Below are 24,294 nucleotides of genomic sequence, written 5' to 3' on the forward strand. Positions count from 1 at the left end.
CGGCCGCACGCCGACGGCGTGGTCGGATGGGGATTGTCGACTAGGCCGTGCCCGGACGTTCCGGGGGAAGCGGGGATCCCGGGACTTCCTGGGCGGGCGGCACCATCACTGTTTGATCTTGAGTTGCATCTTGATCTTGGTCTTGGGGAGCGGACGATTTCTTTCCGAACCGCCGTTTGAGGCGCCGCGCCGGCTTCTCGACCAGGAACCAGCTCGCCGCGGCCAACGGCACCGTGGCGGCGGCGGTAACACCGGTCAACAGCAGCGGGTTAAGGCTGATGAGCCCGCAGACGAGCAGCAGCTGCTGGGTCGGGTAGGCGTAGATGTACATGCCGTAGGACAGGTCGGTACGCAGTTTCAGGTGCTTGTTGCGGATCAGGGCGCCCGATACGACCACGGCGTAAGCCAGGGGCAAGGCGCCGACCACCCGGTAGTCCGGCAGGAAACCCGCGGCCACGACGATGGCCGCGCTCAACGCGACGAGTGACCAGCGGGCGGGGATCACATCTCGCCACTGATAAAGGAACGCGCCGGCCGCGAACATGATGGCGGTGCGGCACGCCAAGAAGAACAGGGCGGTGCGGACGTCGCCCTCGTGTTGGGTCATGACATCGGGGAACTTCAGCCCCGGCAGCATCATCGCGCCGCCCGTCGCCAGCAGCAAGAATGCGAGAGACACCCACCGGTGGGTGGCGAGTCCAACGATGCCGATGATGGCAACGATGAGGTAGCACATCACTTCCCAGATGAGGGACCACAGGGAAGCGTTCCAGACGCCCGCGCTGGGAACCCCGGTCGGAGTACCGCCGATATCGAACTTGACCAGCGCCACGGCGCTGTTCTTCAACACGAAGTCCAGCGGCGCGCCCGAGGTGATGAGCTTGCCCGCCGAGCCGCCTTGAATCGCCACGCTGATGGGGGCGATGACGAAGGCGGTCACCAGCAGGCAGACGTAGAACCCGGGCAGGATGCGCAGCGCGCGGGCGGCGAGGTATTCACGGAGGCGGGGATTGCCGAGCCAACTCGCGGTGATGAGGAATCCGGAGATCGCGAAGAACCCGTCCACCCCGACGCAAAGTAGAAGCTGGAGGACGGCCCGGGCGGACGGGAGGTGGCCCCTGATCGGGAAGGTGTGCCAGAAGATCACCTCGCCCGCCAGCGCCAGCCGCCAGGCATTCAGGGCGTTATTGCGCGGATCGAAGGCCTGCGCGAGTTTCATCCGCCTCCCCCGTGTCCGTACAGGGCCTAATCGGCGTATCGTATCGCGACCAAGCGCCAGAATGGGCCGGTTCACGGTACCTAAGGTATCGCGCAATGGCAAATATGCGGTTGGTCAATATCCGCGCACCGAGCTCGGTCAATTGGTGAATACAATTTGGCGCGCGAAGAGTGGCCAAGTGCCTTGTGGGATAACGACCGTCGCGGTCGGTGAAACAACGCGACCCCGCGGTTATGCGTTGCGCATCCCGTCGATAAACCTCTGCGTCTCCTCCCAGCTGGGCAAAAGCCCTGCGGCTCGCACTTCTTCGAAGCTGGGGGCCGCGGCGTCGCGGTCGGACAGGCTGGGGGCGGCACCGTTCACCAGCGGCCAGTCGACCCCGATCGCCGGATCGGTCGCGCAGATGGTGTGCTCGCGCTGCGGGTTGTACTCGGCCGAGCAGAGATACATCACGGTCGAATCGTCCTGCAAGGCAAGGAAGCCGTGCCCCAGGCCTTCGGAAAGGTAAATCGTCCTGCGGTCCTTGTCGTCGAGCAGCACCGAATCCCACTGCCCGAATGTCGGTGAGCCCTCCCGGATATCCACCACGACGTCGAACACCGAGCCGCGTACGCAGGTCACATATTTGGCCTGGCTCGGCGGCAGCTGGGCGAAGTGCAAGCCGCGCAGCACGCCGGCCGCCGAGACCGAACAGTTCGCTTGGCGGACATCCAAGCGGTGGCCGGCGAATTCGGTGAACCCGTGGTCGGTGAGCCATTCGAAGAACAGTCCGCGGGAATCGCCGTGAATGGTGGGGGTGATCTCCCAGGCGCCGGGGATTGCGAGCTCGCGAACCTTCATCTACTGACCACGCTCTTCGTAACGGGCTTCCGCAGCGTCCTTCAAAGGGCGCCACCATGATTCGTTGGCACGATACCAGTCGATGGTGGCGCTCAACCCCTCTTCGAAATCGGTGTGCTTTGGCGCCCAACATAATTCGTCGTACAACAGCGAAGGGTCGATGGCGTAGCGCAGATCGTGACCGACGCGGTCGGTCACGTGGTCGAAGTCATCTTGTTCGCGCCCCATCATCTTCAGCAGCGTGCGCAGCACACTCAGATTGTCGCGCTCGCCCTCGGAACTGATCAGGTACGTGCGGCCGATCTCGCCCTTTTCCAGGATCCGCCGCACGGCGCTGTTGTGGTCGTCGACGTGGATCCAGTCGCGGACGTTGGCGCCGCTGCCGTACAGCTTGCACCGCCGGCCGGTGAGCACGTTGGTGATCTGGCGCGGGATGAACTTCTCGACGTGCTGATACGGCCCGTAATTGTTGGAGCAGTTCGAGATCGTCGCGCGCACGCCGTACGACCGCACCCAGGCTCGCACCAGCATGTCGGCGCCTGCCTTGGTGGCCGAGTACGGACTCGACGGGTTGTACGGCGTCGACTCGGTGAATCGGTTGGGGTCGTCGAGCTCGAGGTCGCCGTAGACCTCGTCGGTCGAAATGTGGTGCAGCCGCACACCGTGGCGCCGCACCGCTTCCAGGATGGTGAACGTCCCGACGACATTGGTGTGCAGGAACGGGCCCGGGTCGTCCAGCGCGTTGTCCACGTGGCTCTCCGCGGCGAAGTGCACCACCGCGTCGGACTCGGCGACCAGCCGCGAGACCAGCTCGGTGTCGCAGATGTCGCCCACCACCAGCCGGATGGAGTCCTCGACGTCGGCCAGCGACTCCCGCCGGCCGGCGTAGGTCAAGGCGTCGAGCACCGTCACGGAATCTTCGGGGTGCTCCCGGACCGTGCTGTGCACGAAATTCGCGCCGATGAAGCCAGCGCCGCCGGTGACCAGTAACCGCATGCCCAAACCCTAACCGAGCGAGTCGGTCAGCTTGTGCCAGTCAGCCCCAGCGGCCCGGCCAATTCGCTCAGTGCCGAGACGAGCGCGTCGTCGTCCCCGGCGTCCAGCACCTGGACGGCGACGTGATCGGCCCCGGCGTCGCAGTGTTCGCGGAGCCGGTGCGCGATGGCCTCCGGCGTGCCGTAGGCGACCACCGCGTCGATCAGCCGGTCGCTGCCCGGCTTGCGCACGTCGGCTTCGGTGAACCCGAGCCGCAGCCAGTTGTTCACGTAGTTGCTCAGGTCCAGGTAGAAGTTCGCGTACCTGCGGCCGATCTCGCGGGCCTTTTCCGCGTCGGTGGTGAGTACCACCTTGTGTTCCGGCGCCAGGAACACGGAGTTGCCCACCAGTTCGCGTGCTTTGGCCGTGTGTTCCGGCGTGGTCAGGTACGGATGGGCGCCGGCGCTGCGCTGCGCCGCCAGCCGCAATACGCGCGGCCCGAGCGCCGCGAGCACCCGGCGACTGGTGGGCACCACCGCCGCGTCGAGCTCGTCGAGGTAGGAGACCAGCGCGTCGTACGGCTTGACGTACTCCTGGGTGTGCTCGGGGTGTCCCACCCCGACACCCAGCAAAAACCTTCCGGGATGGGCGTTTTCGATGCGCTTGAAGGACTCGGCGACCGCCGGGGCCGGTGCGGTCCAGATGTTGACGATCCCGGTGGCCAGTTGCAGCGACGTCGTCTGCTCCAGGGCCGGTTCCACCCACGACAGCTCGGCATCCGGTGAACCGCCGATCCAGACGGCGCCGTAACCCAGTGACTCGATCCGCGCCGCCAGTTCGGGGGTGATGGAGCGCGACCCCAGCCATACGCCGAACCGGCCCAGGTCGGGTTTGAGTGCTACTGGCTCGGTCATCTACGTCCCCCTCGTGCGTCGTCTGCTAGCTCAGTCCGAGCGGCCCGGCCAATTCGGCCAGAGCCGGAACCAGGTTTTCATCCTTCGTCAGGACCTGCACGGGCACGTGGTCGGCCCCCGCATCGAGGTGCTCCTTCAGCCGCGCCGCGATCGCATCGGGCGTGCCGTAGGCCACCACCGCGTCGACCAGGCGGTCGCTGCCCGGCTTGGTGACCTCCTCGTCGGTGAAACCGAGCCGCTTCCAGCTGTTGCGGTAGTTGGCGAGCTGGAAATAGATGTCGAGCGCCCTGCGGCCGACCGCCCGGGCCTTCTCGGGGTCGGTGGTCAGCACCGCCTTGTGCTCGGGCGCCAGGAATGCCGACGGGCCGATCAACTCGCGCGCCTGAGCGGTGTGCTCGGGCGTGGTGAGGTACGGGTGCGCGCCGGCGGCGCGCTCGGCCGACAGCTTGAGGACGCGCGGACCCAGGGCGGCCACCACCCGTCGGTTGGCGGGCACCCCGTAGTCGTCCAGTTGCTGCAGGTATTCGACGAGCGCGCCGTAGGGCTTGCGGTACTCGGTGTGCGCCTCGGGATGGCCGACGCCGATGCCGAGCAGGAAGCGGCCGGGGTAGGCCTTGTCGATGCGGTGGAACGACTCCGCCACCGGCTTGGCCGCGGCCGTCCAGATGTTGACGATGCCGGTGGCCACCTGCAGGGTGGTCGTCGCTTCGAGGATGGGTTCCACCCAGGCCAGCTCGGCCGGTGGCGAACCGCCCACCCACACGGCCCCGTATCCGAGGGATTCGATGTCTTTGGCTTGCTGTGGCGTCACGCCGCGTCCGAACGATCCGAACCGGCCGAGATTGGGCTTGCTCGCTGCATCGGTCATGGTTGTTCCCAACCGGGGGCGCGGTGCGGCTATTCCGGAACGTCTACATCCACGGGCGGCGGCGTCTCGAGCGGCAGCAGCACGATGAACCGGGTGTCGCCGGGGACCGATTCCACGCGCAGGTCCCCGCGATGCTTCTTGACGACGATGTTGAAGGCCAGATCCAACCCCAGGCCGGTGCCCTCGCCGAACGGCTTGGTGGTGAAGAACGGCTCGAAGATGTGCTCGCGCACCTCCTCGGGCACCCCGGGTCCGGTGTCGCAGATCTCGACGCGGGCCATGTTCTCGCCCTCCCGGCAGGTGCGGACGGTCAGCGTGCCGCCCTCCTCGCGCATCGCGGCGATGGCGTTGTCGATGATGTTGGTCCACACCTGATTGAGATCACCTGGGTAACAAGGGATTTCGGGAAGAGATTGGTCGAAGTCCTTGACCAGGGTGATCACCGGATTCTTGGCGGACTCCTTGCTCGGGTCCTTGGTCAACCGGTCGGCGAACATCACCAGCGTGCTGCGCAGCAACTCGTGCACGTTGGCCACCTGGAACGGGGCCCGATCAAGCTGCGAATACTGCTTGGCGTCGGCGACCAACGCCGAAATCCGTTTGCTCGCTTCCAGAACCTGGTTCATCAGCAGTTCGCTCTCGATGGTGTAGTTGATCCATCGGATCGCCTCCTCCAGCGAGGTCGACGCGAGTTCCTCGCTGACCGTGGAAATCCGCTCCAGCCAGTCGGTGTCGATGCCGCCTTCGACGAACGTCGGCGCGATGTCCCAACCGCCCTCGACGCCGTGTTCTTCCAGCCAGTCGCCGACGGCGTCCTCGCGGTCGGCGGTTTCCATCGCGCTCAGGTGCTCGGACGCCGACTTGGCGACCTGCTCGGCGACCTCCTGCTGCAGGTGGACCAGGGCGCTGAGCGCCTCGGGACTGACCGTGCCGTCGGCGAGCATCGCCAGCTTGCCCCGCATGCCGGCGACCCGGCCGCGCAGGTCGGCCGCCGCACGGGCGATGGCCGCTGCGGGGTTGTTCAGCTGATGCGTCAGCCCGGCCGACAACCGGCCCAGCGCCAACAGCTTCTCCCGGTTGTCGATGATCCGGCGCGTGCGGTCGGTGCCGACGGCGATGCCGTCGAGCAGGTGGACCGCCATCGGGAATTGGTCCTTCATGAACCTGGCGAACACCGGCGCGTCCATCACGAAGAACCGCGACGGCTTGGTCACGTGCACCGAGGCGTCGTAGCTCTTCTGCTTCCCGCCGGTGAACGCCCGCCACGCCCCGCAATAGACGCCGCGCTGCGAGGTGCGGTTGGTTTCGATGTCCTGGCCGCCGGAGAGCTTGGACATCATCAGCTCGCCCTCGATCAGGACGTAGAAGCAGGTCGCCGGCTCGCCCTCGACGCAGATCGGGCCCGGTTCGTAGTTCTCGATGTGCCCGTTGGCGCACAACACCGCCAGCTGCTCGTCGGTGAGGGCCTCGAACAGGAACAGGCTGCGCAGCTCGTCGGGCTCGCACGGCGTCTTGGCGGTCACGATTCCGCCAAGTAGCGGTGCACCAGCATCACGGCCATCGATCCCTCGCCGACGGCGGCCGCGACCCGCTTGGCGGACTCGGCCCGCACGTCGCCGGTGGCGAACACGCCCGGCACGCTCGTCTCGAGGTGGTGGGGCGGGCGGTCCAACGTCCAGCCGCAGACGTTGCGCAGGTCCGGCCCGGTCAGGACGAAGCCGTGGTTGTCGCGGGCGAGCACCCCGTCCAGCCACTCGGTGCGCGGCGCGGCGCCGATGAAGATGAACATCCGGGCGCAGGTGACGTCCTCGGTGTCTCCGGTCCGGTTGTCGACCAGGGTCAGCCGCTCAAGGTGGTCGTCCCCGACGGCGCGGCGCACCTCTGTGCAGGTGCGCACCGTGATGTTGGGTCGTTGCTGGATCTGTTGGATGAGGTAGTAGGACATCGAGGCGTCGAGCGACGGCGCCCGAACCACGATGGTCACCGACTTGGCCTCGCGGGACAGGTACATCGCGGCCTGGCCGGCCGAGTTGGCCCCGCCGACGACGTAGACCTCCTCGCCGGCGCATTCCGACGCGATCGACACGGCGGCCCCGTAGTAGACGCCGCGGCCGGTCAGCTCGCCGCAGCCCTCCGCCGGCAGCTGGCGGTAGGCGACTCCGGTGGCCAGGATGACGGCGTGCGCGTCAATCGATCCGCCGTCGGAGAACCGCACGGTGCGCTTGGGGCCGTTGACCTCGAGCGCCGTGGCGGTGCGGGCGGTGATGAGTTCGGCCCCGAATTTCTCGGCCTGCCTGCGGGCCCGGTCGGCCAGCTGGCCGCCGGACACCCCGTCGGGGAAGCCCAGGTAGTTCTCGATGCGTGAGCTCTGGCCGGCCTGGCCGCCGGTCGCGGTGCGTTCGATGAGCACCGTGCGCAGCCCCTCGGAGGCGCCGTACACGGCGGCGGCCAGGCCCGCCGGCCCGCCGCCGATGACGATCAGGTCGTAGAACTCCTGCGACGGCGTGGTGGTCAGGCCCAGGGTGTCGGCCAGCTGCGCGTCGGTGGGCTCGATCAGGGTGTCGCCGCGTTCGGTGACGACGACGGGCAGCCGCAGGCCGTCCTCGCCGGCGGCCTTCAGCAGCCGCTCGCCGTCGGGGTCGTCGGCCATGAACCACGAGTAGTGCAGCCCGTTGCGGGCGAGGAAGTCGCGCACCTGCCAGGACCGCTCCGACCAGCGGTGCCCGATCACCTTGGTGTGCGGGATGGGATGTTCGGGTGCCGCACGCCAGGCGTCCAGCAGCGCGTCGATGACGGGGTAGAACTTCTCCTGCGGCGGATCCCACGGCTTGAGCAGGTAGTGGTCCAGGTCGACGACGTTGATCGCGTCGATGGCGGCGTGGGTGTCGGCGTAGGCGGTCAACAGCACGCGGCGCGCCGCGGGGTACAGATCCATCGCCTGCTCGAGGAATTCGATGCCGCTCATCTGCGGCATCCGGTAGTCGGCGATCAGCACCGCGACCGTCTCACCCCGCAGCTTGAGCTCCTTGAGCGTGTCCAGGGCGTCGGGGCCCGACTCCGCGCGCACGATCCGGTGCCGGTCTCCGTATTGGCGACGCAGGTCGCGGGCGACCGCGCGGGAAACCGATGGATCGTCGTCGACGGTCAACAGGACCGGCTTGCGAGGCTGAACTGATGGGGTTGCGGGGCTCGCGGGACTCGTCATCGGGGTTAAGTATGCCCTCGTCAGGGCCCCGGCGGCAGGTCGAGGAGGCGGATAATCGGCGGCCCGGATTTCGCCGCCAGCGATTTTGGGTCAGGGCGCTGACCAGGTATCGTGGGACAACGGTGCGTCATCCGCGCCGACTTTTTGCGTGCCCTGTCTTAGGAACTTCCTGGAATTTCCTGCCCTTGGCTCACGTTTCTAGTCGGGCGAATGCTGCGCCGATATGGGCGCACACAAGGATACGAAACCAAAGACGAGGATTGCTGAAAAGTTATGGCCAAGAAGGACGGTGCCATAGAGGTCGAGGGCCGCGTGGTCGAGCCCCTGCCCAATGCGATGTTCCGCATTGAGCTGGAGAACGGTCACAAGGTGCTCGCCCACATCAGCGGCAAGATGCGGCAGCACTACATCCGCATCCTGCCCGAGGACCGGGTGGTGGTGGAGCTGTCTCCCTACGACCTGTCCCGGGGCCGCATCGTGTACCGGTACAAGTAAGCCCGAATTCCGACAACGAGAAAGAACAGGATCGAACAGCCGTGAAGGTGAACCCGAGCGTCAAGCCAATCTGTGACAAGTGCAGGGTGATCCGTCGGCATGGGCGGGTCATGGTGATCTGCTCCGATCCGCGCCACAAGCAGCGCCAGGGCTAGACGCAGCCCCTTACACAACTGAATGCAGACCTCCCAGCACCACTGAGCGGCTCGCATCTTTAGAGATGGGCCAGCTCATCCACGCCCGGACGGAGGCCGGGCCCCGCGAAGCGGGAACGGGCTGGGAAAAGACCTCCGCCGAGAAAAAGAGGAAACGCCACCTATGGCTCGACTAGTAGGCGTCGATCTGCCGCGCGACAAGCGGATGGAGATCGCGCTGACCTATATCTTCGGCGTCGGCCGCACCCGGTCGAACGAGATCCTGGCAGCTACGGGGATCGATAAGGACCTGCGCACCAGGGACCTGACCGACGACCAGCTGACCCACCTGCGTGACTACATCGAAGCGAACCTCAAGGTTGAGGGTGACCTGCGCCGCGAGGTGCAGGCCGACATTCGCCGCAAGATCGAGATCGGCTGCTACCAGGGCCTGCGGCACCGCCGCGGCCTGCCGGTGCGCGGCCAGCGGACCAAGACCAATGCGCGCACCCGCAAGGGCCCCAAGCGCACCATCGCAGGCAAGAAGAAGGCCAGGTAATCGCCCATGCCACCAGCCAAGAAGGCAGCCTCTGCCCCCAAGAAGGGGCAGAAGACCCGCAAGCGGGAAAAGAAGAACATCCCGCACGGTGCCGCGCATATCAAGAGCACGTTCAACAACACGATCGTGAGCATCACCGACCCGCAGGGCAACGTCATCGCCTGGGCGTCGTCGGGTCACGTCGGCTTCAAGGGCTCGCGGAAATCGACCCCGTTCGCCGCGCAGCTCGCCGCCGAGAACGCCGCGCGCAAGGCGCAGGAGCACGGCGTGCGCAAGGTCGACGTGTTCGTCAAGGGCCCGGGCTCGGGCCGGGAGACGGCGATCCGCTCGCTGCAGGCCGCGGGCCTCGAGGTCGGCGCGATCTCCGACGTCACCCCGCAGCCCCACAACGGCTGCCGTCCGCCCAAGCGCAGAAGGGTCTAGGAAGACAATCATGGCTCGTTACACCGGACCCATCACCCGCAAGTCGCGCCGGCTGCGCACCGACCTGATCGGTGGCGACCAGGCCTTCGAGAAGCGTCCCTACCCGCCCGGCCAGCACGGCCGCGCGCGGATCAAGGAGAGCGAATACCTGCAGCAGCTGCAGGAGAAGCAGAAGGCCCGCTTCACCTACGGCGTCATGGAGAAGCAGTTCCGCCGCTACTACGAAGAGGCCACCCGGCAGCCCGGCAAGACGGGTGAGGAGCTGCTCAAGATCCTGGAAAGCCGGCTGGACAACGTCGTGTACCGCGCCGGGCTGGCCCGCACGCGCCGGATGGCCCGCCAGCTGGTGAGCCACGGCCACTTCAGCGTCAACGGCGTGCACGTCAACGTCCCCAGCTACCGGGTGTCGCAGTACGACATCATCGACGTGCGGGACGGCTCGCTGAACACGGTGCCGTTCCAGATCGCGCGGGAGACGGCGGGCGACCGGCCGATCCCGAGCTGGCTACAGGTGGTGGGGGAGCGCCAGCGCATCCTGATCCACCAGCTGCCCGAGCGGGCGCAGATCGACGTGCCGCTCGCCGAGCAGCTGATCGTCGAGTTCTACTCGAAGTAACGGACTTTCGAGCCGCCCGGCTCGAAGCCCCCAACGGCATCAAATAGCGGGTGCCGAGAAGGAGAAGAAGAAACAAATGCTGATTTCTCAGCGACCCACACTGTCGGAGGAAGTCCTCACCGACAGCCGCTCGCAGTTCGTCATCGAGCCCCTGGAGCCCGGATTCGGTTACACCCTGGGCAATTCGCTGCGCCGGACGCTGCTGTCGTCGATTCCCGGCGCGGCCGTCACCAGCATCCGCATCGACGGCGTGCTGCACGAGTTCACCACCGTCGCCGGGGTGAAGGAAGACGTCACCGCGATCATCCTGAACCTCAAGGGCCTGGTCGTCTCCTCCGAGGAGGACGAGCCGGTCACCATGTACCTGCGCAAGCAGGGCCCGGGCGCGGTCACCGCGGGTGACATCGTCCCGCCCGCCGGTGTCACGGTGCACAACCCCGAGATGCACATCGCGACGCTGAACGACAAGGGCAAGCTCGAGGTCGAGCTCGTCGTCGAGCGTGGCCGCGGTTACGTCCCGGCGGTGCAGAACCGGGCCTCCGGCGCCGAAATCGGCCGCATCCCAGTCGATTCCATCTACTCGCCGGTGCTCAAGGTGACCTATAAGGTCGACGCGACCCGTGTCGAGCAGCGCACCGACTTCGACAAGCTGATCCTGGACGTCGAGACCAAGAGCTCGATCACCCCGCGCGACGCGCTGGCGTCGGCCGGTAAGACGCTGGTCGAATTGTTCGGCCTGGCACGCGAACTCAACGTCGAGGCCGAGGGCATCGAGATCGGGCCGTCGCCGGCCGAGGCCGACCACATCGCCTCGTTCGCGCTGCCGATCGACGACCTGGACCTGACGGTGCGCTCGTACAACTGCCTCAAGCGCGAGGGTGTGCACACCGTCGGCGAGCTGGTGAGCCGCACCGAGTCCGACCTGCTCGACATCCGCAACTTCGGTCAGAAGTCCATCGACGAGGTGAAGGTCAAGCTGCACCAGCTGGGCCTGTCGCTCAAGGACAGCCCGCCGAGCTTCGACCCGTCGCAGGTCGCGGGCTACGACGTGGCCACGGGCACGTGGTCCACCGAGGGCGCGTACGACGACCAGGACTACGCGGAAACCGAACAGCTGTAATTGACGTCCGTCCCGGCCCTACCTGATACGGGGGCCGGCCCCCAATGAGGAGATAGTGCAATGCCCAAGCCCACCAAGGGCCCCCGCCTCGGCGGGTCGTCTTCGCACCAGAAGGCCCTGCTGGCCAACCTGGCGACGTCGCTGTTCGAGCACAACCAGATCAAGACGACCGAGCCGAAGGCGCGCGCGCTGCGTCCGTACGCGGAGAAGCTGATCACGCACGCGAAAAAGGGCACGTTGCACAACCGTCGCGAGGTGATGAAGAAGATCCGCGACAAGGACGTCGTGCACAAGCTGTTCGACGAGATCGGGCCGTTCTTCGCCGACCGCAACGGCGGTTACACCCGCATCATCAAGGTCGAGCCGCGCAAGGGCGACAATGCCCCGATGGCGGTGATCCAGCTGGTGCTGGAGAAGACGGTGACCTCGGAGGCCGACCGGGCGCGCCGGGCCAAGACGCCCAAGAAGGCTCCGGTTGCGGCGGCGGCGGCACCTCAGGCGGCGGTCGAGCCTGAGGAAGCCGTCGGCCCGACGGCCGAAGAGGTTACCGAGCCGGCCGAGACGCCGGAAGCCGAAGCCGGCGAGGCCACCGAGTCCGGCGAGGCCACCGAAGCCCAGGCCAAGGCCGAGGAGAAGGCCGACAAGGCCGTCGCCGCGAGGGCCGAGGCCGAGAAGGCCGCCGAGGCCGACGAGGCTGACGAGAGTTAACGACGCCGTCCGTCTGCGGCTCGACATCGCCTATGACGGGACGGATTTCGCCGGCTGGGCACCTCAGTCCGGCCAGCGCACCGTCGCCGGAGTGCTCGACGAGGCGCTGACGACGGTCTTCCGTGCGCCCATGCGGCTGCGGGCCGCCGGGCGCACCGACACCGGGGTGCACGCCACCGGTCAGGTGGCGCACGTCGACGTGCCGCCGGCCGCGCTTCCGCACGCCTACCCGCGCTCGTCACGCGCCGGGGAGGCGGAATTCGAGCCGCTGGCGCGCCGGCTCGGCCGGTTCCTGCCCACCGATGTGCGGGTGCTCGACATCACCCGTGCCCCAGCGGGTTTCGACGCCCGATTCTCGGCGCTGCGGCGTCACTACACCTACCGGCTGTCGACGGCGCCCTACGGGGTGGAACCACAGCAGGCCCGCTACATCACCGCCTGGCCGCGCCCCTTGGACGTGGACGCCATGGCCGCCGCGTCGCGGGAGCTGCTGGGGCTGCACGACTTTGCCGGATTCTGCCGGCACCGGCCCAACGCCACCACGATCCGCGACCTGCAGCGCCTGGAGTGGTCGCGCGACGGCCACCTGATCACCGCGCACGTCACCGCCGACGCGTTCTGCTGGCAGATGGTGCGCTCGTTGGTGGGGGCGCTGCTGGCCGTGGGCGAGCACCGGCGCGAGGCGTCATGGTGTCGCGAATTGCTCACCGCCACAAGCCGTTCCAGTGACTTCGCGGCCGCGCCGGCGCACGGGCTGACGCTGGCGAGCGTCGACTACCCGCCCGATGACCAACTGGAGGCGCGCAACCTGGTCACCCGGGACCTGCGAACCCGCTAAACCTTGGCCGCGACGAAACTGGCGGCCTGGTTGGTCAATCCGGGCACGTAGCTCAGGTGCGATGCCCACCGGGTGCCGCCCGAGCAGATCGGGTCGCCGGGGTTGCACAGGTCGATGGTCTTGCCGGCGAATTCCGGGGTCAGGGCGTTCATCAGTCCGCCCGCCCGGCTGGACGGATTCCCGAAGAGGGCGACGGCGGCGACGTGGTCGGCGGCGGTGGCCGGCAGTGGCTGGCGGAAGCCCAAGCCGGGCAACGGTGCGGCCGTGACGATGTCGACGACGGCGGCCCCCTGCGAGTAGCCGCCGAGCACCAGCTTGGTGTTGGGGCAGTTGCCCGCCATCTGCTGGATGTGGTTGCTGGCGTCGTTGGCGCCGTCCGCCGCGGCCAGGAAGTCCTTATTGGCCGGGTAGTTCACCCCATATGCGCCAACGCTTTTAGAAGTCTGCTGGCGCAGCGAGTTGACGAACGCCCCACCGACCTTGCCGACGCCGGGCGGTTCGTCGGTTCCGCGGGCGAACACCACCTCAACGCCGGGGCAGGAGGCGAAGGCCTGCGGAAGCAGTTGGGGAGCAACCACTATCGCGGCGCCGGCGAGGAGGCCGGCGCCCAGCGTCAGTGGAATGAGCCGCACCCCACGATGTTAGGGGCGCGTTGATCTCGCGCCGGTAACGATTCAGACGAGAGGTGCTTGCGGAGTAACCGTGCTCGGGGTGGCCGGCGCGGGTGCCGGACCGGTTCCGCCATGGATGGAGGGCGGCGACCCGGGCGGGGTCTCCTGCCCGTAGACCGGGGACGGCTGGCCGCCGGGTTGGGTGGGAACGGGGCCCAGCGGCGGCCCGAATCCGGGAACCGATTGACCGGTGCCGGCCAGTAGCTTGCTCGCGACGAACGCCGCGGCCTGGGTGGTGTACACGGGAACGTAACCCTCGGTGTGCCCGGTCCACTCGTTGCCCTGACCCGCGTGGCAGATCGGGTCTTGCGGGTTGCACAGGTCGATCGCCTTGGAGCCCAGCAGCGCGCTCTGGGTGGGCAGGGTGCCGCCGGCGCGGTCGGCTATGTCGCCGAAGGTGGCGACCGCCGCGATGTTGGGGGCGTATTGCGCCGGCAGCGAGTTGCCCCAGCTGATGCCGCCGATGGGCACGCCGGCCACGATGTCCATCACCGACGCGCCCTGGGAGTAGCCGCCCAGCACGATCTTCGTGTTCGGGCAGGTCTCCACGCTCTTCTTGACGCGGTCGATGGTGTCGTTGGCGCCGTCACCGCCGTGCAGCTGCAGCTTGCTGGCGGCGTAGTTCACGCCGTAGGGCAGGATGTTCAGGTTCGTCTGCTTGCGCAGCGAGTCCACGAAGGCGTCGCCGACCCGGCCCAGGCCGGGCGGCTCGTTGGTGCCGCGGGCGAAGATGACCTCGACGTCTGGGCAGTCGAAGGCGGAGGCTGTTGGCGCCGCGGCGGGGGACAGCAGCAGGCCAGAGGCTGTGACCAGTGCAGAGGCCCCGAGCCCGAGGCAGCGACCCACGCGGTGAGAAAACACGCCGTAACTTTACCTACCCTAAGCACGGTTCGAAAGTTCGCTGACCTGTGGATCGATTAAGCGTCTCCGCGGACGGGCGCTCTACCGTATGCGCAACGACTACGCAGGTTGGGGGAATCAGTGCCGCGTCAGCCGACCACGTGGCTGCACATCAGCGGCTACCGATTCCTGCTGCGTCGAGTGGAGTGCGCGTTGCTGGGCGGGGACGTCCGCACCCTCAGCGCCGGCTCGCGCGCGCAGACCGCGGCGCTGACGATCGGGTGCGTGCTGGCGGCGATCGCCGTCGCGGGGGCTGCGTTCCTTGCTTTGCTGCGGCCGCGGGTGGCGCTCGATGGCGCGCAACTGGCGATGGGGCAAGAATCCGGAGCGCTGTACGTACGGGTGGGCGATACCTGGCACCCGGTCATGAACCTCGCGTCGGCCCGGTTGATCGCGGCGGTGGCGGCGAACCCCCGGCCGGTGCGCGAAGCAGACCTGGCCCGCGCCAAACGCGGCCCGCTGCTGGGTATCCCGGGTGCGCCACAGTTCATTGGTGATCCGTTGTCCGCGGACGAAGCGGCCTGGACGATCTGCGACGCCGACGGCGCGACGACGGTCGTCGTGGGACGCACCGAGGACGCGGCGGCAGCACCCCTCAACACCGGGTGGGCGGCACTGGTCGCGCCACCCGAGGGTTCGCCAACCTATCTGCTCTACGACGGGAAGCGGGCCGTGGTGGACGTCGCCGACGCAGGGGTCGTGCGCGCGCTTCGGCTGGAAGGCCGCAAACCGCGACTCGTCTCGCCGGCGTTGCTGAAGGCCGTCCCCGAGGCACCATCGATCAGAACACCCCCCATCCGGGCTGCGGGCGGCAACGCGTCCGCGCTCCCGGGCTTCCCAGTAGGAAGTGTGGTGCGCATCACACGGTCAGGGAGTGACGAGTATTACGCGGTGGTCGCTGCCGGTGTGCAGCGGATCGGAGAGGTGGCCGCTGACCTCTTGCGTTTCAGCAACTCCGAGGGCACCGCGAACGCGGTCACGGTGGCGCCCGATGCGATTCGCGCCGCTCCGATCGTCGACGCGCTGCCGGTGGCCGGCTTCCCCGACCGGCCTCCCACTCTGTCGGACGGCAGCGCGTTGTGCGTCTCGTGGCAGCCGGCGCCGCACGGCCAATCGGCCGTCAGGCTTCTGGCCGGCGGCTGGCTGCCGATACCGGCCGGTCAGGTACCGGCGATGTTGTCCCAGGCCGATGGCCCCGGCCCCGCGCTGGACGCCGTGTACATGCCGCCCGGCCGAAGCGCATACGTGCGAGTCGGCACGCGGTACCTGGTCACCGACAGCGGCGTGAGGTTCGCGATCCACGACGACGACGCCGCACATGATCTCGGGCTACCGGCGGCTAACCCGGCGCCGTGGCCCGTACTGGGCACCCTTCCGGCCGGGCCGGAGCTGAGCAGAGAGAAGGCGTCAATCGCCCGTGACTCTTTCGCGGGGATGCCGTAGTCGCCGCCTGGCCACACCGGCGGCCAGCGCGACCCCCAGCGCGGCGAGACAGAGGGCGACGCCGCGCAATGCGGTGTTCCGCGCGTGGGCGCTCTGCGGTGCGGGTGGTGGTGACGCGGCGATCGGCGCGGGGGCCGGCGTAGACGTGGGTCCCGGTGGACCGATGTCGGTGCTGACTGCCGCCAGCGCGTCGATGGCGCCGTTGCCCACGAGCGGGTCCCAACCGGAGGACGGGTGATGCGCTGTCGACTCGATGCGCTGCATCACTTGCCGCGCGGTCAACACCGGGAACCGCGCCCGGATCAGCGCGGCCAGCCCGCTGACCACGGGCGCGGCATAACTGGTGCCGGACACCGGTTTCGAGCCGAGTGGTGTTACCGCCTCGCCGAGAGCCGCTATGTCCACCCAGGGCCCTGCAAGGGTGAAGCCGGACGGCGCACCTTCAGGACTCACCGAACCGACGGTCAGGACGAAGTCGTCGTACCACGCCGGGCTGACCGCAACCGTGGCGGTCTCCCAGGTGGCATCCGCGCGCTGGGGAGGGCACTGCGCGGCTCCGCCGGTGTTGCCGGCCGCGGCCACGACGACGGCATTCTTGACGTCGACGGCGTAGGCCAGCGCGGCGCCCAGCGCGCGATCGTCGAGCGCCGCCGCGACCGGAACGCAGGCCACCGAGGAAATGTTGATCACCGACGCGCCGAGATCGGCGGCGGTGCGGACGGCTTTCGCCATGGTGTCGACGTCGCCAACGCCTCCGCGGGAGCGGTCGCTCGCAGGGGAGAACTTTCCGCTGGACTGGCGAATGCTGATCACGGTGGCTTCGGGGGCAATGCCGGCTGAGCCTGAATCCGCTGTCGCAGCGATGATTCCGGCGACCAGGGTGCCGTGCGCATCACAATCCTGTGTCCCGTCGCCGCCGGACACATAATCCCCGCCCGGCACCACATCGGCTAGCAGGCGATGCCGCGAGACACCGGTGTCGATGACCGCGACCCGTTGTCCGGTGCCGCGAGTGAGCTGCCAGACCCGCGGCAGGTCGAGGAGGTCCGTTAGCCGGTTAGGCGCCGATCCCGTCGTCATCGTCGCGCAAACCTCGCGTTGCACCGTCGGCCGCGGGGGCGCCGGTCGTGCGGGCTTCGGTAACCACCTGTCGTCGACCTGAGGTGGCGGAACTGCTTGCGCCGGCGGCAGTCCCAGCATTGTCACCCACACCAGCGCGGACACCGACAGGAGGCGGACGGCGGGCGACGGCCTCACTTGAGGTTCAATCCCCGGACGGCGTCATAGAGCCCGCATATCCAACAAGCCAATGGGACCAACGCAACCAGCGCCAGCCACTCCAACGCATCGAAGCTTCGGCGCGCAAGCGGCGAGAGCGACATCGCCGGAGCGGCGAATCCGAGGTAGAGCGCCGCGGCGCTTAGTGTTGCCGCCCCGGCGGCGACCCACGGCCCGTGCCCGGTTGTGCCCAAGACGGCGACGGCGAAAGTCGTCCCAACCACCGACATTCCCGCGATCGCGAACGTTTGCACCCTCGTGCCGGCACCGGAACGCGCACGTAGCAGCAGCAATGCGCCGGTGATGGTGCCGAACGCAATGCAGGACTGGCGTGTTGCACCGGCCAGAACGGTGACGACGGCGCCGACCGCCGCCGAGGCCGAAAACCCCGCAAGCAGGCTCGACAACCAGGCGTCGGCGCGGAGCGCTTGCGCCGTCAGGCGGGCCCGGCTTGCTTCGGCCTCGTCCAAGTCCGAGGGCGGCGACAGTTGAGGCGATAACCCCGCCAACACGATTGACACCCGCGCCGCGGCCCCGAGCAGGCCGAGCGACACCAGCGCGGCGCCCGCGCCCAGGGCCTCCGGCGGGGCGGCGGTCATCACCCCCACCAGTGCGGCCACGGCGACGACCGTCGTGACGCACGATACGGCGGTCAAAGTGACCGCGCCGCAACCCGATGCGCGCATCGCCACCACGCAGGTGACCGTGGCCGCTGTCGCGGCCAGCAATACATTGCAGACGCCAGGCGCGCCCGGCACCGCCAGGAAACCGGCGACCGCTGCAAACGCGGTGGCCATCGCGTTCAGCGCCAGCCCGGCGACCGCATTCCGGCCGGCCCGGTGCACCACCACGGCGGACAGCAGGGCGACCAGGCCCGCGCCTGCCGCCACGCCCACCGTCGTGTGAACTTCGTGGCCGGGGTTGCCGCTGAGCGCATTTCGGACGAGCGCCAGCACGCCGATCGCTGTCGAGCAGCTCGCCGCGACCGTACCGGTGCGCTGGGCCGCCAGCCGCCGTAGAGCAACCGTCCCCGGTTCCGGAGGCGACGTCAGCGCCTCCGCCACGGCCTCCGCGACGTCGTGGTGACGAGCGCCGGGTGGCGGGACGGGCTGCCGGCTCAGTAGGAGAACGGCGCCGTCGGCAATATTGTTCTGCGCCAACGTCTTCGACGGGTCCAGAACGGAGGATCCGGGGAGTGACAGGTGGTAGCGCTTGGCGGTCGGATCGTCGTCGTCGCGGACCTCGAGGAAGTCGACGATCGACGGGGTCAGGATGGCGATGGGAATCTCGGCCGGTAACGACAGGTCGGTGACGGTGGCGCCGGAATGAATCGACACCCGGCGCAGCCCTGGATCAGTCCCTTGCAACGGTGACCCCTTCAGTCAGATTGCCGCGAACATAGCCAGGTTTCGGCCACCGGGTTTCTGGCTGTCCACAGGTGACTTGTCGTGGCTTTCGGTGCTGCCTACGGTCGCGCAAGGGGAGGGGGCAAGATGACCCAAGATTTCGTGCCCGTGGCGCGGCGCCGGCCACCGGAAGTAGCGACAGCGGACCTCGTTGTCGATCCGCCGCCCGGCCCGCCGTCTGCGTCAGCGCCGGGCCTGCTGCGCCTGTTGCCAGTGGTGCTGGCCGTGGCCGGAATGAGTGTTGTGGCGGCGGCATTCGGGTCAGGGCTGGGCGGGAGCCGCACCCCCATGTTCCTGGCGTTCCCGATGATGATGCTGGCCTCGTCGGTGGTGACAGCTCTGGCCGGGCGCGGGCGGCGCCAGGGCGGCGGCATCGAAGCCGAACGCCTCCGCTACCTCGGGTACCTCAGTCAGCTGCGCTCAACCATCGCCGAAACCGCTGCCGCACAGCGCTCCTCACTGACATGGAATCGGCCCGACCCCGACACGCTGTGGACACTGATCGGCGGCCCCCGAATGTGGGAGCGGCGAGGGACCGACCCCGACTTCTGCCTGGTCCGAGTCGGTACCGGGCCCCTGCCTCTGGCCACCCGGCTGGTAGCCCCGCCGACCAGCGAGCCTGCCGACCCGGTCACCACCACCGCCCTGCAACGCTTCCTGCGGACGCATTCCGCGATCGTCGGGCCGGTCGCGATCGCCTTGCGTGGACTCCCGCGTGTGACGATCGACGGAGATGTGACGGCGGCGCGGGAGACGCTGCGGGCGATGATCTGCCAGCTTGCCGTCTTGCACCCTCCCGATCAGTTGCTGATCGTCGCCGCGATCAGCGACCGGAACCTTCGGCACTGGGAGTGGCTGAAATGGCTGCCGCACAACCAACACCCGACCGCGGCCGATGGGTTGGGCGCTGTGCGGATGGTGTATCGGAATGTGAGGGATGCGCGAAGCGCGCTCACCGGCGCGCGGTCGGCGCACGCGGTGGTGATCACCGACCTGAACGGCAGCGTCGACGAGTTCGCGGGTGCGACCGTCGTCGAAATCGGCGGCGGCCGCGATGGCGCACCGGTGACCATTAGCCCGCTAGGTGAATCTCAGACGCTGACGGACCCCGACCGGTTGGGCCCCCTGGATGCGCTGGTATGTGCCCGCCGGTTGGCGATGTACCGGGCTGGCAACGGCCTTCGCGGTGACAACGGCGTGGCTTGGACGAGCCTGGTAGGCATCGACGAGGTGGGCCGTTTCGATCCGATCGCTTTGTGGCACAGCCAAGACCACCGCGATCGACTCTGCGTCCCGATCGGATCCCGGGCCGACGGCACCCGGTTGGAGCTGGATATCAAAGAGGCCGCCGAAAACGGCATGGGTCCACACGGGCTGTGCATCGGCGCCACGGGATCGGGCAAGTCCGAGCTATTGCGCACGATCGCGCTGGGGATGATCGCGCGAAACCCTCCCGATGTGCTCAATCTGCTGCTCGTCGACTTCAAGGGCGGGGCAACGTTTCTCGATTACGCGCGGGCGCCACACGTGGCCGCGGTCATCACGAATCTTGACGACGATGCGCCGCTGGTGGCCCGGATGCGTGATGCCTTGGCCGGTGAAATGAATCGTCGGCAAAGACTGTTGCGCGCGTCGGGCCGAGTCAGCGCCGCGGAGTACGAACGTGCGCGCGGGGAGGGCGCCGCATCGACGGCCCTGCCCACCTTGTTCATCATTGTCGACGAGTTTTCCGAGTTGCTGAGCCAACATCCGGATTTCGCCGACCTGTTCGTGGCGATCGGACGGCTGGGCCGGTCGTTGGGCATGCATCTGCTGCTGGCTAGCCAACGACTCGATGAGGGGCGGCTGCGCGGGCTGGACGCCCACCTGTCCTATCGGCTCTGTTTGAAGACACTGTCAGCCGGTGAATCACGGGCGGTGCTGGGAACTCTCGATGCCCATCAACTGCCGAATACTCCTGGGGTGGGTTACCTGCGCACGAGCGACGGGGAGCTGACCCGATTCCATGCCGCGTACGTCTCGGGATCGCCGCCGGGCGGTACGCCGGTCGCGACGCCCGCGTCCGCGCCGTCCGTGCGCGCGTTCGGGACACAGAGGGTCGGCGCGATCATTCATGCGGTCGAGACCGGTGGGTCGGCCGAGCGCACGGTGCTGCACGCGGTCCTGGACCGGTTGTCCGGCCACGGACCGCCAGCACACCAAGTCTGGCTGCCGCCGCTTGGCCCGGCGCCGGCGTTGCGCACCGTGCTTCGCGACGCTTCTCTCGAGTCGGCAGCCCTGACCGTTCCGCTCGGCATCGTCGACAGGCCCTTCGAGCAGTCCCGAACACCGCTGATGGTCGATTTGCGCGGAGCCGCAGGCAATGTGGCGGTCGTGGGCGCGCCGCAGTCGGGCAAGTCGACGGCTCTGTGCACGCTGATCACGGCTTTGGCGGCCACACACGACCCGCGGCAGGTGCAGTTCTACTGCCTGGACTTCGGCGGCGGGGCGCTGAGGTCGACGCGGATAATCCAGCATGTCGGTGCGGTCGCCGGCCGGGCCGAACAGCGACTCGTCGCGCGGATCGTGGCCGAGTGCGAGTCGGTCATCCGTTCACGGGAGGCCATCTTCAATGAGCACGGGATCGGGTCGATGGCGGAATACCGGCAGCTGCGGGCGCAGCGCAAGCTGCCCGACACCGATACTTTCGGGGACGTCTTCCTTCTGGTCGACGGCTGGGCGACCCTACGTGAGGAATTCGGCACACTGGAGGCATCGATCACCGCCATTGCGATGCAAGGACTTTCGTTCGGCGTGCACGTGGTGTTGTCGGCGTCGCGGTGGGCCGAGATCAGGCCCGCATTGCGGGACCAGATCGGCACCCGCATCGAGCTGAGGTTGGGTGATCCGGCCGATTCCGAGGTGGACCGAAAAGCGGCCCAACACGTGCCCCGGGGCGCACCGGGTCGCGGTCTTTCCAGCGACGGGTCGCACATGATCATCGCCTTGCCCCTGGCCGAGATCGCTCGCACTGAATTTCGTGCGCCCCCAATACTCCTGCTGCCCAGGATGATATCGCGCGAGGCCGTCGTAGCCCGGGCGGGAGGCCGCATCGTCCTGGGCATCGATGAGCATCGGCTGCAGCCGGTGCTGTGTGAATTCGACCGGCACGCTCATCTTCTCGTGCTCGGCGACAAGGGCTGCGGTAAGACCGCGACACTCCGGACGCTGTGCCGCGAGTTGGTCCGGACCAAGACCCACGCGCAGGCCCACCTCGTGATCGTCGATTTTCGGCGCTCACTGCTCAGTGTGGTCGAATCAGATCATCTCGGGGGGTACGCGATGTCGCCGGGTGCGCTGGACGGAATGCTGCCAGACCTGCTCGACCTGTTGCGGCGCCGAATGCCCCCGGTCGACGCGAGCCAGGCCCAATTGCGAACCGGGTCCTGGTGGTCTGGGCCCGACATCTACCTCGTCGTCGACGATTACGATCTGGTCGCCGGCGCAGCAGGCAATCCGCTGGCGCCGATTGTCGAATACCTGCCTTATGCAAGGGATCTAGGGTTGCATCTGGTCATGGCACGACGCAGCGGCGGGGCGGAGCGCGCGTTATTCGAGCCCCTGCTGGCGGCCGTACGTGACCACGGCTGCACGACGCTGATGATGAGCGGATCCCCCGGTGAGCACGCGCCGTTCGGGTCCGCTCGCCCCGCGCGATTGCCGCCCGGCCGTGGTGTCCTGCACACCAGCGCGGGCGACGAACAGCTCGTCCAGGTGGCATGGAGTCAGCCGTGAACGCACATCGCAGCGTCATCGAAGTAGGTCCCGGCACGGTCCGCCGGTTGTGTTGCGGGGCAAGCGCGGTCACTGAGGACGAGAGGTACGAGATCATCGGGGCGGCGCTCGGCGCGATAGACGATCAGGTCACGTTGGTGGGCGAGCGCCCGGTCGCCGTGGCTTCGCTATGGAGGGATGCGCTGCGATCGGTGGCCTGTGCGTGCGGTGAGGGCATCGTCGTGGTGTATCCGTCCTGGTGGTCGTCGTCGCGCGTCGGGGTGGTGAGCGCCGCGGCGGCCACCGTCTTCGGTGGGGTGCGGGCGCGGCCCCGGTCGTGGTTGCTGAGGCGGGCTGCCGGTGCCGACACGGAATCGACGGTGGTCGTGGAGATCACCGAACGGATGGTGGTGATCGGTGGCGCAGAAGCCGTCGCCATACCGCGTCGGCCGCAACCGCGTCCTGTCGCCGACGAGGTGGCGGCCGTCCTCGCGGGCATGCCCGCGGCCACTGTCCTCGTCGACACGCCGGGGACCGTCGCCGGCGCGGCGCCCCTTGCGGCGTCGATCGCTGATGCGGCGCGCGGCAACGGAAAGGCGCTGGTGCCAATCGACGATGCCCGGCTGGTCCGGTTGGCCCGATCGGTGGCGTCCGAATCCGACGAGCCGACTGAGCCACTCCAACCCGGCGCTCGTGTCCGATCGCGCGCGCGGGCACTGAGCGGTCTCTGCGCGGCCACCATGGTGCTGGCCGCGGCCCCGGCGGTCGTCACCGTGAGCCGGCACAGCACCGTGACCCCGCCGCCGGTGGAAGCCGTGCCGACAACATTCCTGGTGGAAGGCCGGGTCGCCCTTACGGTGCCCGCGGATTGGCCCGCTCAACGGGTGGTCTCCGGGGCGGGTTCGGCCCGGGTGCAGCTGACTTCCCCGTCCGATCCGCAAGTGGCGCTCCACGTTACTCAGTCACCGGTCGCGGGCGAGACCTTGAGTGGCACCGCCGAGCGGTTGAAACGCGCGATCGACGCCGAGCCCGCGGGTGTGTTTGTCGACTTCAATCCCTCGGGGACCAGCGCCGGCAGGACGGCGGTGACCTACCGCGAGATCCGCGCCGGCCATCACGTGTGGTGGACGGTGCTGCTCGACGGGCCGGTCCGGATCAGCCTCGGATGCCAGAGCCGGCCCGCGATGGAAGAGGCCGTCCGCATGGTCTGCGAGCAGGCGGTGCGGTCCGCCCACGCCATCGGATGAAGTGCGAATCGAGTGGAACCAAATGCGCGTCGCCGGGGTCGAACTCAATATGGCTGCACCGAACACACTGAACACAGACTTCGACCTGATGCGGTCGGTCGCGGGCATGACGGACGCCCGCAACGACGAAATCCGGGCCATGCTGCAAGCGTTCATCGGCCGCATGAGCGGAGTGCCGCCATCGGTATGGGGTGGGGTCGCGGCCGGGCGCTTCAAAGATGTGGTGGATCGCTGGAACGCCGAGTCGTTGCGGCTCTATCACGTCCTGCACGCGATAGGCGAGACCATTCGGCACAACGCGGCCAGCCTGCAGGAGGCCGGAAACGACCACGCAGGCCACATTGCCGCCGCCGGCGGGCAACTGTGATCGAGAGGATCATCCGTGGAATCTTCGCCCTCCTATGACTTCGGCGAAATCGAGTATTCGGTTCGCCAGGAAATCCACACCACGTCGGCCCGTTTCAATGCGGCGCTGGAAGAACTGAGATCGCAGATCGCCCCGTTGCAGCAGCTCTGGACCCGCGAGGCGGCGGCCGCCTACCAGGTTGAGCAGCAGAAGTGGCACCAGGCGGCGACCGCCCTCAACGAGATATTGGTCGATCTGGGAAACGCGGTGCGCGACGGCGCGGACCAGGTGGCGGACGCCGATCGGCGGGCGGCGCACGTCTGGGGAGGGTAGCCG

24 protein-coding genes and 1 pseudogene are annotated in these 24,294 nt (G+C 68.1%); 13 read left to right on the forward strand and 12 right to left on the reverse strand.

The window, feature by feature from the left end:
• Window positions 1–40 precede the first annotated feature (40 nt).
• The 8 genes and pseudogenes from A5709_RS09720 to A5709_RS09750 all read right to left on the reverse strand — a co-directional run bounded on the left by A5709_RS09720 (window position 41) and on the right by A5709_RS09750 (window position 8,021).
• Complete coding sequence (locus tag A5709_RS09720) at window positions 41–1,219, reverse strand: acyltransferase (protein WP_068119652.1); 1,179 nt, start codon at window positions 1,217–1,219, stop codon at window positions 41–43.
• A 231-nt stretch (window positions 1,220–1,450) separates the two neighbouring features.
• Window positions 1,451–2,059: a dTDP-4-dehydrorhamnose 3,5-epimerase gene (rfbC, locus tag A5709_RS09725; RefSeq protein WP_067950695.1), complete on the reverse strand. Its 609-nt coding sequence runs from the start codon at window positions 2,057–2,059 to the stop codon at window positions 1,451–1,453.
• On the reverse strand, window positions 2,060–3,055 hold the full coding sequence (gene rfbB, locus A5709_RS09730) for a dTDP-glucose 4,6-dehydratase (RefSeq protein WP_067950697.1): 996 nt from the start codon (window positions 3,053–3,055) through the stop codon (window positions 2,060–2,062). It abuts the gene before it with no gap.
• Between the two features lie 26 nt (window positions 3,056–3,081).
• A complete protein-coding gene (locus A5709_RS09735; RefSeq protein ID WP_067950699.1) occupies window positions 3,082–3,948 on the reverse strand; it encodes an LLM class F420-dependent oxidoreductase in 867 nt (288 codons plus the stop codon).
• 25 nt (window positions 3,949–3,973) lie between these two features.
• On the reverse strand, window positions 3,974–4,816 hold the full coding sequence (locus A5709_RS09740) for an LLM class F420-dependent oxidoreductase (RefSeq protein ID WP_068119655.1): 843 nt from the start codon (window positions 4,814–4,816) through the stop codon (window positions 3,974–3,976).
• Window positions 4,817–4,845: 29 nt separating this feature from the next.
• Window positions 4,846–5,442, reverse strand: a complete 597-nt coding sequence (locus tag A5709_RS29230) for a sensor histidine kinase (RefSeq protein ID WP_369827296.1) — start codon at window positions 5,440–5,442, stop codon at window positions 4,846–4,848.
• A gap of 537 nt (window positions 5,443–5,979) precedes the next feature.
• Window positions 5,980–6,339 (reverse strand): annotated as a pseudogene (locus tag A5709_RS29235) (cyclic nucleotide-binding domain-containing protein); the annotation flags it as partial.
• Window positions 6,336–8,021 (reverse strand): FAD-dependent oxidoreductase, encoded by a 1,686-nt coding sequence (locus tag A5709_RS09750; RefSeq protein WP_068119658.1) that lies wholly within the window; start codon window positions 8,019–8,021, stop codon window positions 6,336–6,338. The pseudogene A5709_RS29235 and the gene A5709_RS09750, both read right to left, overlap by 4 nt.
• Window positions 8,022–8,294: 273 nt before the next feature.
• Here A5709_RS09750 and infA point away from each other — a divergent pair, with 273 nt between their 5' ends.
• The 8 genes from infA to truA all read left to right on the forward strand — a co-directional run bounded on the left by infA (window position 8,295) and on the right by truA (window position 12,914).
• Window positions 8,295–8,516 carry a translation initiation factor IF-1 gene (gene infA, locus A5709_RS09755; RefSeq protein ID WP_003418601.1) on the forward strand — a complete coding sequence of 74 codons (222 nt, stop codon included), beginning with the start codon at window positions 8,295–8,297 and terminating at the stop codon, window positions 8,514–8,516.
• Window positions 8,517–8,557: 41 nt separating this feature from the next.
• Entirely contained in the window at window positions 8,558–8,671 is a 114-nt protein-coding gene (gene rpmJ / locus A5709_RS27375) for a 50S ribosomal protein L36 (protein ID WP_003879483.1), read from the forward strand.
• 163 nt (window positions 8,672–8,834) lie between these two features.
• Window positions 8,835–9,209 (forward strand): 30S ribosomal protein S13, encoded by a 375-nt coding sequence (rpsM, locus tag A5709_RS09760; protein WP_007167900.1) that lies wholly within the window; start codon window positions 8,835–8,837, stop codon window positions 9,207–9,209.
• 6 nt (window positions 9,210–9,215) lie between these two features.
• Window positions 9,216–9,632 (forward strand): 30S ribosomal protein S11, encoded by a 417-nt coding sequence (gene rpsK, locus A5709_RS09765; RefSeq protein WP_046182344.1) that lies wholly within the window; start codon window positions 9,216–9,218, stop codon window positions 9,630–9,632.
• Between the two features lie 10 nt (window positions 9,633–9,642).
• The gene (gene rpsD, locus A5709_RS09770; protein ID WP_067950708.1) at window positions 9,643–10,248 is read left to right on the forward strand and encodes a 30S ribosomal protein S4; all 606 of its coding nucleotides are present in this window, start codon (window positions 9,643–9,645) and stop codon (window positions 10,246–10,248) included.
• A gap of 76 nt (window positions 10,249–10,324) precedes the next feature.
• Window positions 10,325–11,368: a DNA-directed RNA polymerase subunit alpha gene (locus tag A5709_RS09775; protein ID WP_067950710.1), complete on the forward strand. Its 1,044-nt coding sequence runs from the start codon at window positions 10,325–10,327 to the stop codon at window positions 11,366–11,368.
• A 60-nt stretch (window positions 11,369–11,428) separates the two neighbouring features.
• A complete protein-coding gene (gene rplQ, locus A5709_RS09780) occupies window positions 11,429–12,076 on the forward strand; it encodes a 50S ribosomal protein L17 (protein ID WP_068119659.1) in 648 nt (215 codons plus the stop codon).
• Window positions 12,063–12,914: a tRNA pseudouridine(38-40) synthase TruA gene (gene truA / locus A5709_RS09785; RefSeq protein WP_082973831.1), complete on the forward strand. Its 852-nt coding sequence runs from the start codon at window positions 12,063–12,065 to the stop codon at window positions 12,912–12,914. Before rplQ ends, truA begins: the two co-directional genes overlap by 14 nt.
• On the opposite strand, the gene A5709_RS09790 is transcribed toward truA, so the two are convergent.
• Both A5709_RS09790 and A5709_RS09795 read right to left on the reverse strand, forming a co-directional pair.
• Window positions 12,911–13,531, reverse strand: coding sequence for a cutinase family protein (locus A5709_RS09790; RefSeq protein WP_067950750.1), 621 nt, complete (start codon window positions 13,529–13,531; stop codon window positions 12,911–12,913). The two genes, truA and A5709_RS09790, sit on opposite strands and share 4 nt — an antisense overlap.
• Window positions 13,532–13,588: 57 nt before the next feature.
• The gene (locus A5709_RS09795; protein WP_068010859.1) at window positions 13,589–14,446 is read right to left on the reverse strand and encodes a cutinase family protein; all 858 of its coding nucleotides are present in this window, start codon (window positions 14,444–14,446) and stop codon (window positions 13,589–13,591) included.
• Window positions 14,447–14,566: 120 nt separating this feature from the next.
• On the opposite strand from A5709_RS09795, the gene eccB reads away from it, so the two are divergent.
• Window positions 14,567–15,928 (forward strand): type VII secretion protein EccB, encoded by a 1,362-nt coding sequence (gene eccB, locus A5709_RS09800; protein WP_068119662.1) that lies wholly within the window; start codon window positions 14,567–14,569, stop codon window positions 15,926–15,928.
• Here eccB and mycP read toward each other — a convergent pair.
• Together mycP and eccD are read right to left on the reverse strand one after the other, a co-directional pair.
• Complete coding sequence (mycP, locus tag A5709_RS09805) at window positions 15,893–17,128, reverse strand: type VII secretion-associated serine protease mycosin (protein WP_068119694.1); 1,236 nt, start codon at window positions 17,126–17,128, stop codon at window positions 15,893–15,895. The genes eccB and mycP overlap by 36 nt on opposite strands.
• 53 nt (window positions 17,129–17,181) lie before the next feature.
• Window positions 17,182–18,573, reverse strand: coding sequence for a type VII secretion integral membrane protein EccD (gene eccD / locus A5709_RS09810; RefSeq protein ID WP_068119665.1), 1,392 nt, complete (start codon window positions 18,571–18,573; stop codon window positions 17,182–17,184).
• 126 nt (window positions 18,574–18,699) lie between these two features.
• Between eccD and eccCa the strand changes: the two genes are divergently transcribed.
• Genes eccCa through A5709_RS09830 form a run of 4 tightly spaced genes read left to right on the forward strand, consistent with a single transcriptional unit; the run spans window position 18,700 to window position 24,291 of the window.
• On the forward strand, window positions 18,700–22,386 hold the full coding sequence (gene eccCa, locus A5709_RS09815) for a type VII secretion protein EccCa (protein WP_068119667.1): 3,687 nt from the start codon (window positions 18,700–18,702) through the stop codon (window positions 22,384–22,386).
• Window positions 22,383–23,612, forward strand: coding sequence for a type VII secretion-associated protein (locus A5709_RS09820; protein WP_068119669.1), 1,230 nt, complete (start codon window positions 22,383–22,385; stop codon window positions 23,610–23,612). Before eccCa ends, A5709_RS09820 begins: the two co-directional genes overlap by 4 nt.
• Window positions 23,613–23,661: 49 nt before the next feature.
• Window positions 23,662–23,979 (forward strand): WXG100 family type VII secretion target, encoded by a 318-nt coding sequence (locus A5709_RS09825; RefSeq protein WP_067950754.1) that lies wholly within the window; start codon window positions 23,662–23,664, stop codon window positions 23,977–23,979.
• A 15-nt stretch (window positions 23,980–23,994) separates the two neighbouring features.
• Window positions 23,995–24,291 carry a WXG100 family type VII secretion target gene (locus A5709_RS09830; protein WP_068119670.1) on the forward strand — a complete coding sequence of 99 codons (297 nt, stop codon included), beginning with the start codon at window positions 23,995–23,997 and terminating at the stop codon, window positions 24,289–24,291.
• The last annotated feature ends 3 nt before the right edge of the window (window positions 24,292–24,294 follow it).

It is taken from the genome of Mycobacterium sp. E1386 (genome assembly GCF_001672745.1).
Classification (GTDB): domain Bacteria; phylum Actinomycetota; class Actinomycetes; order Mycobacteriales; family Mycobacteriaceae; genus Mycobacterium.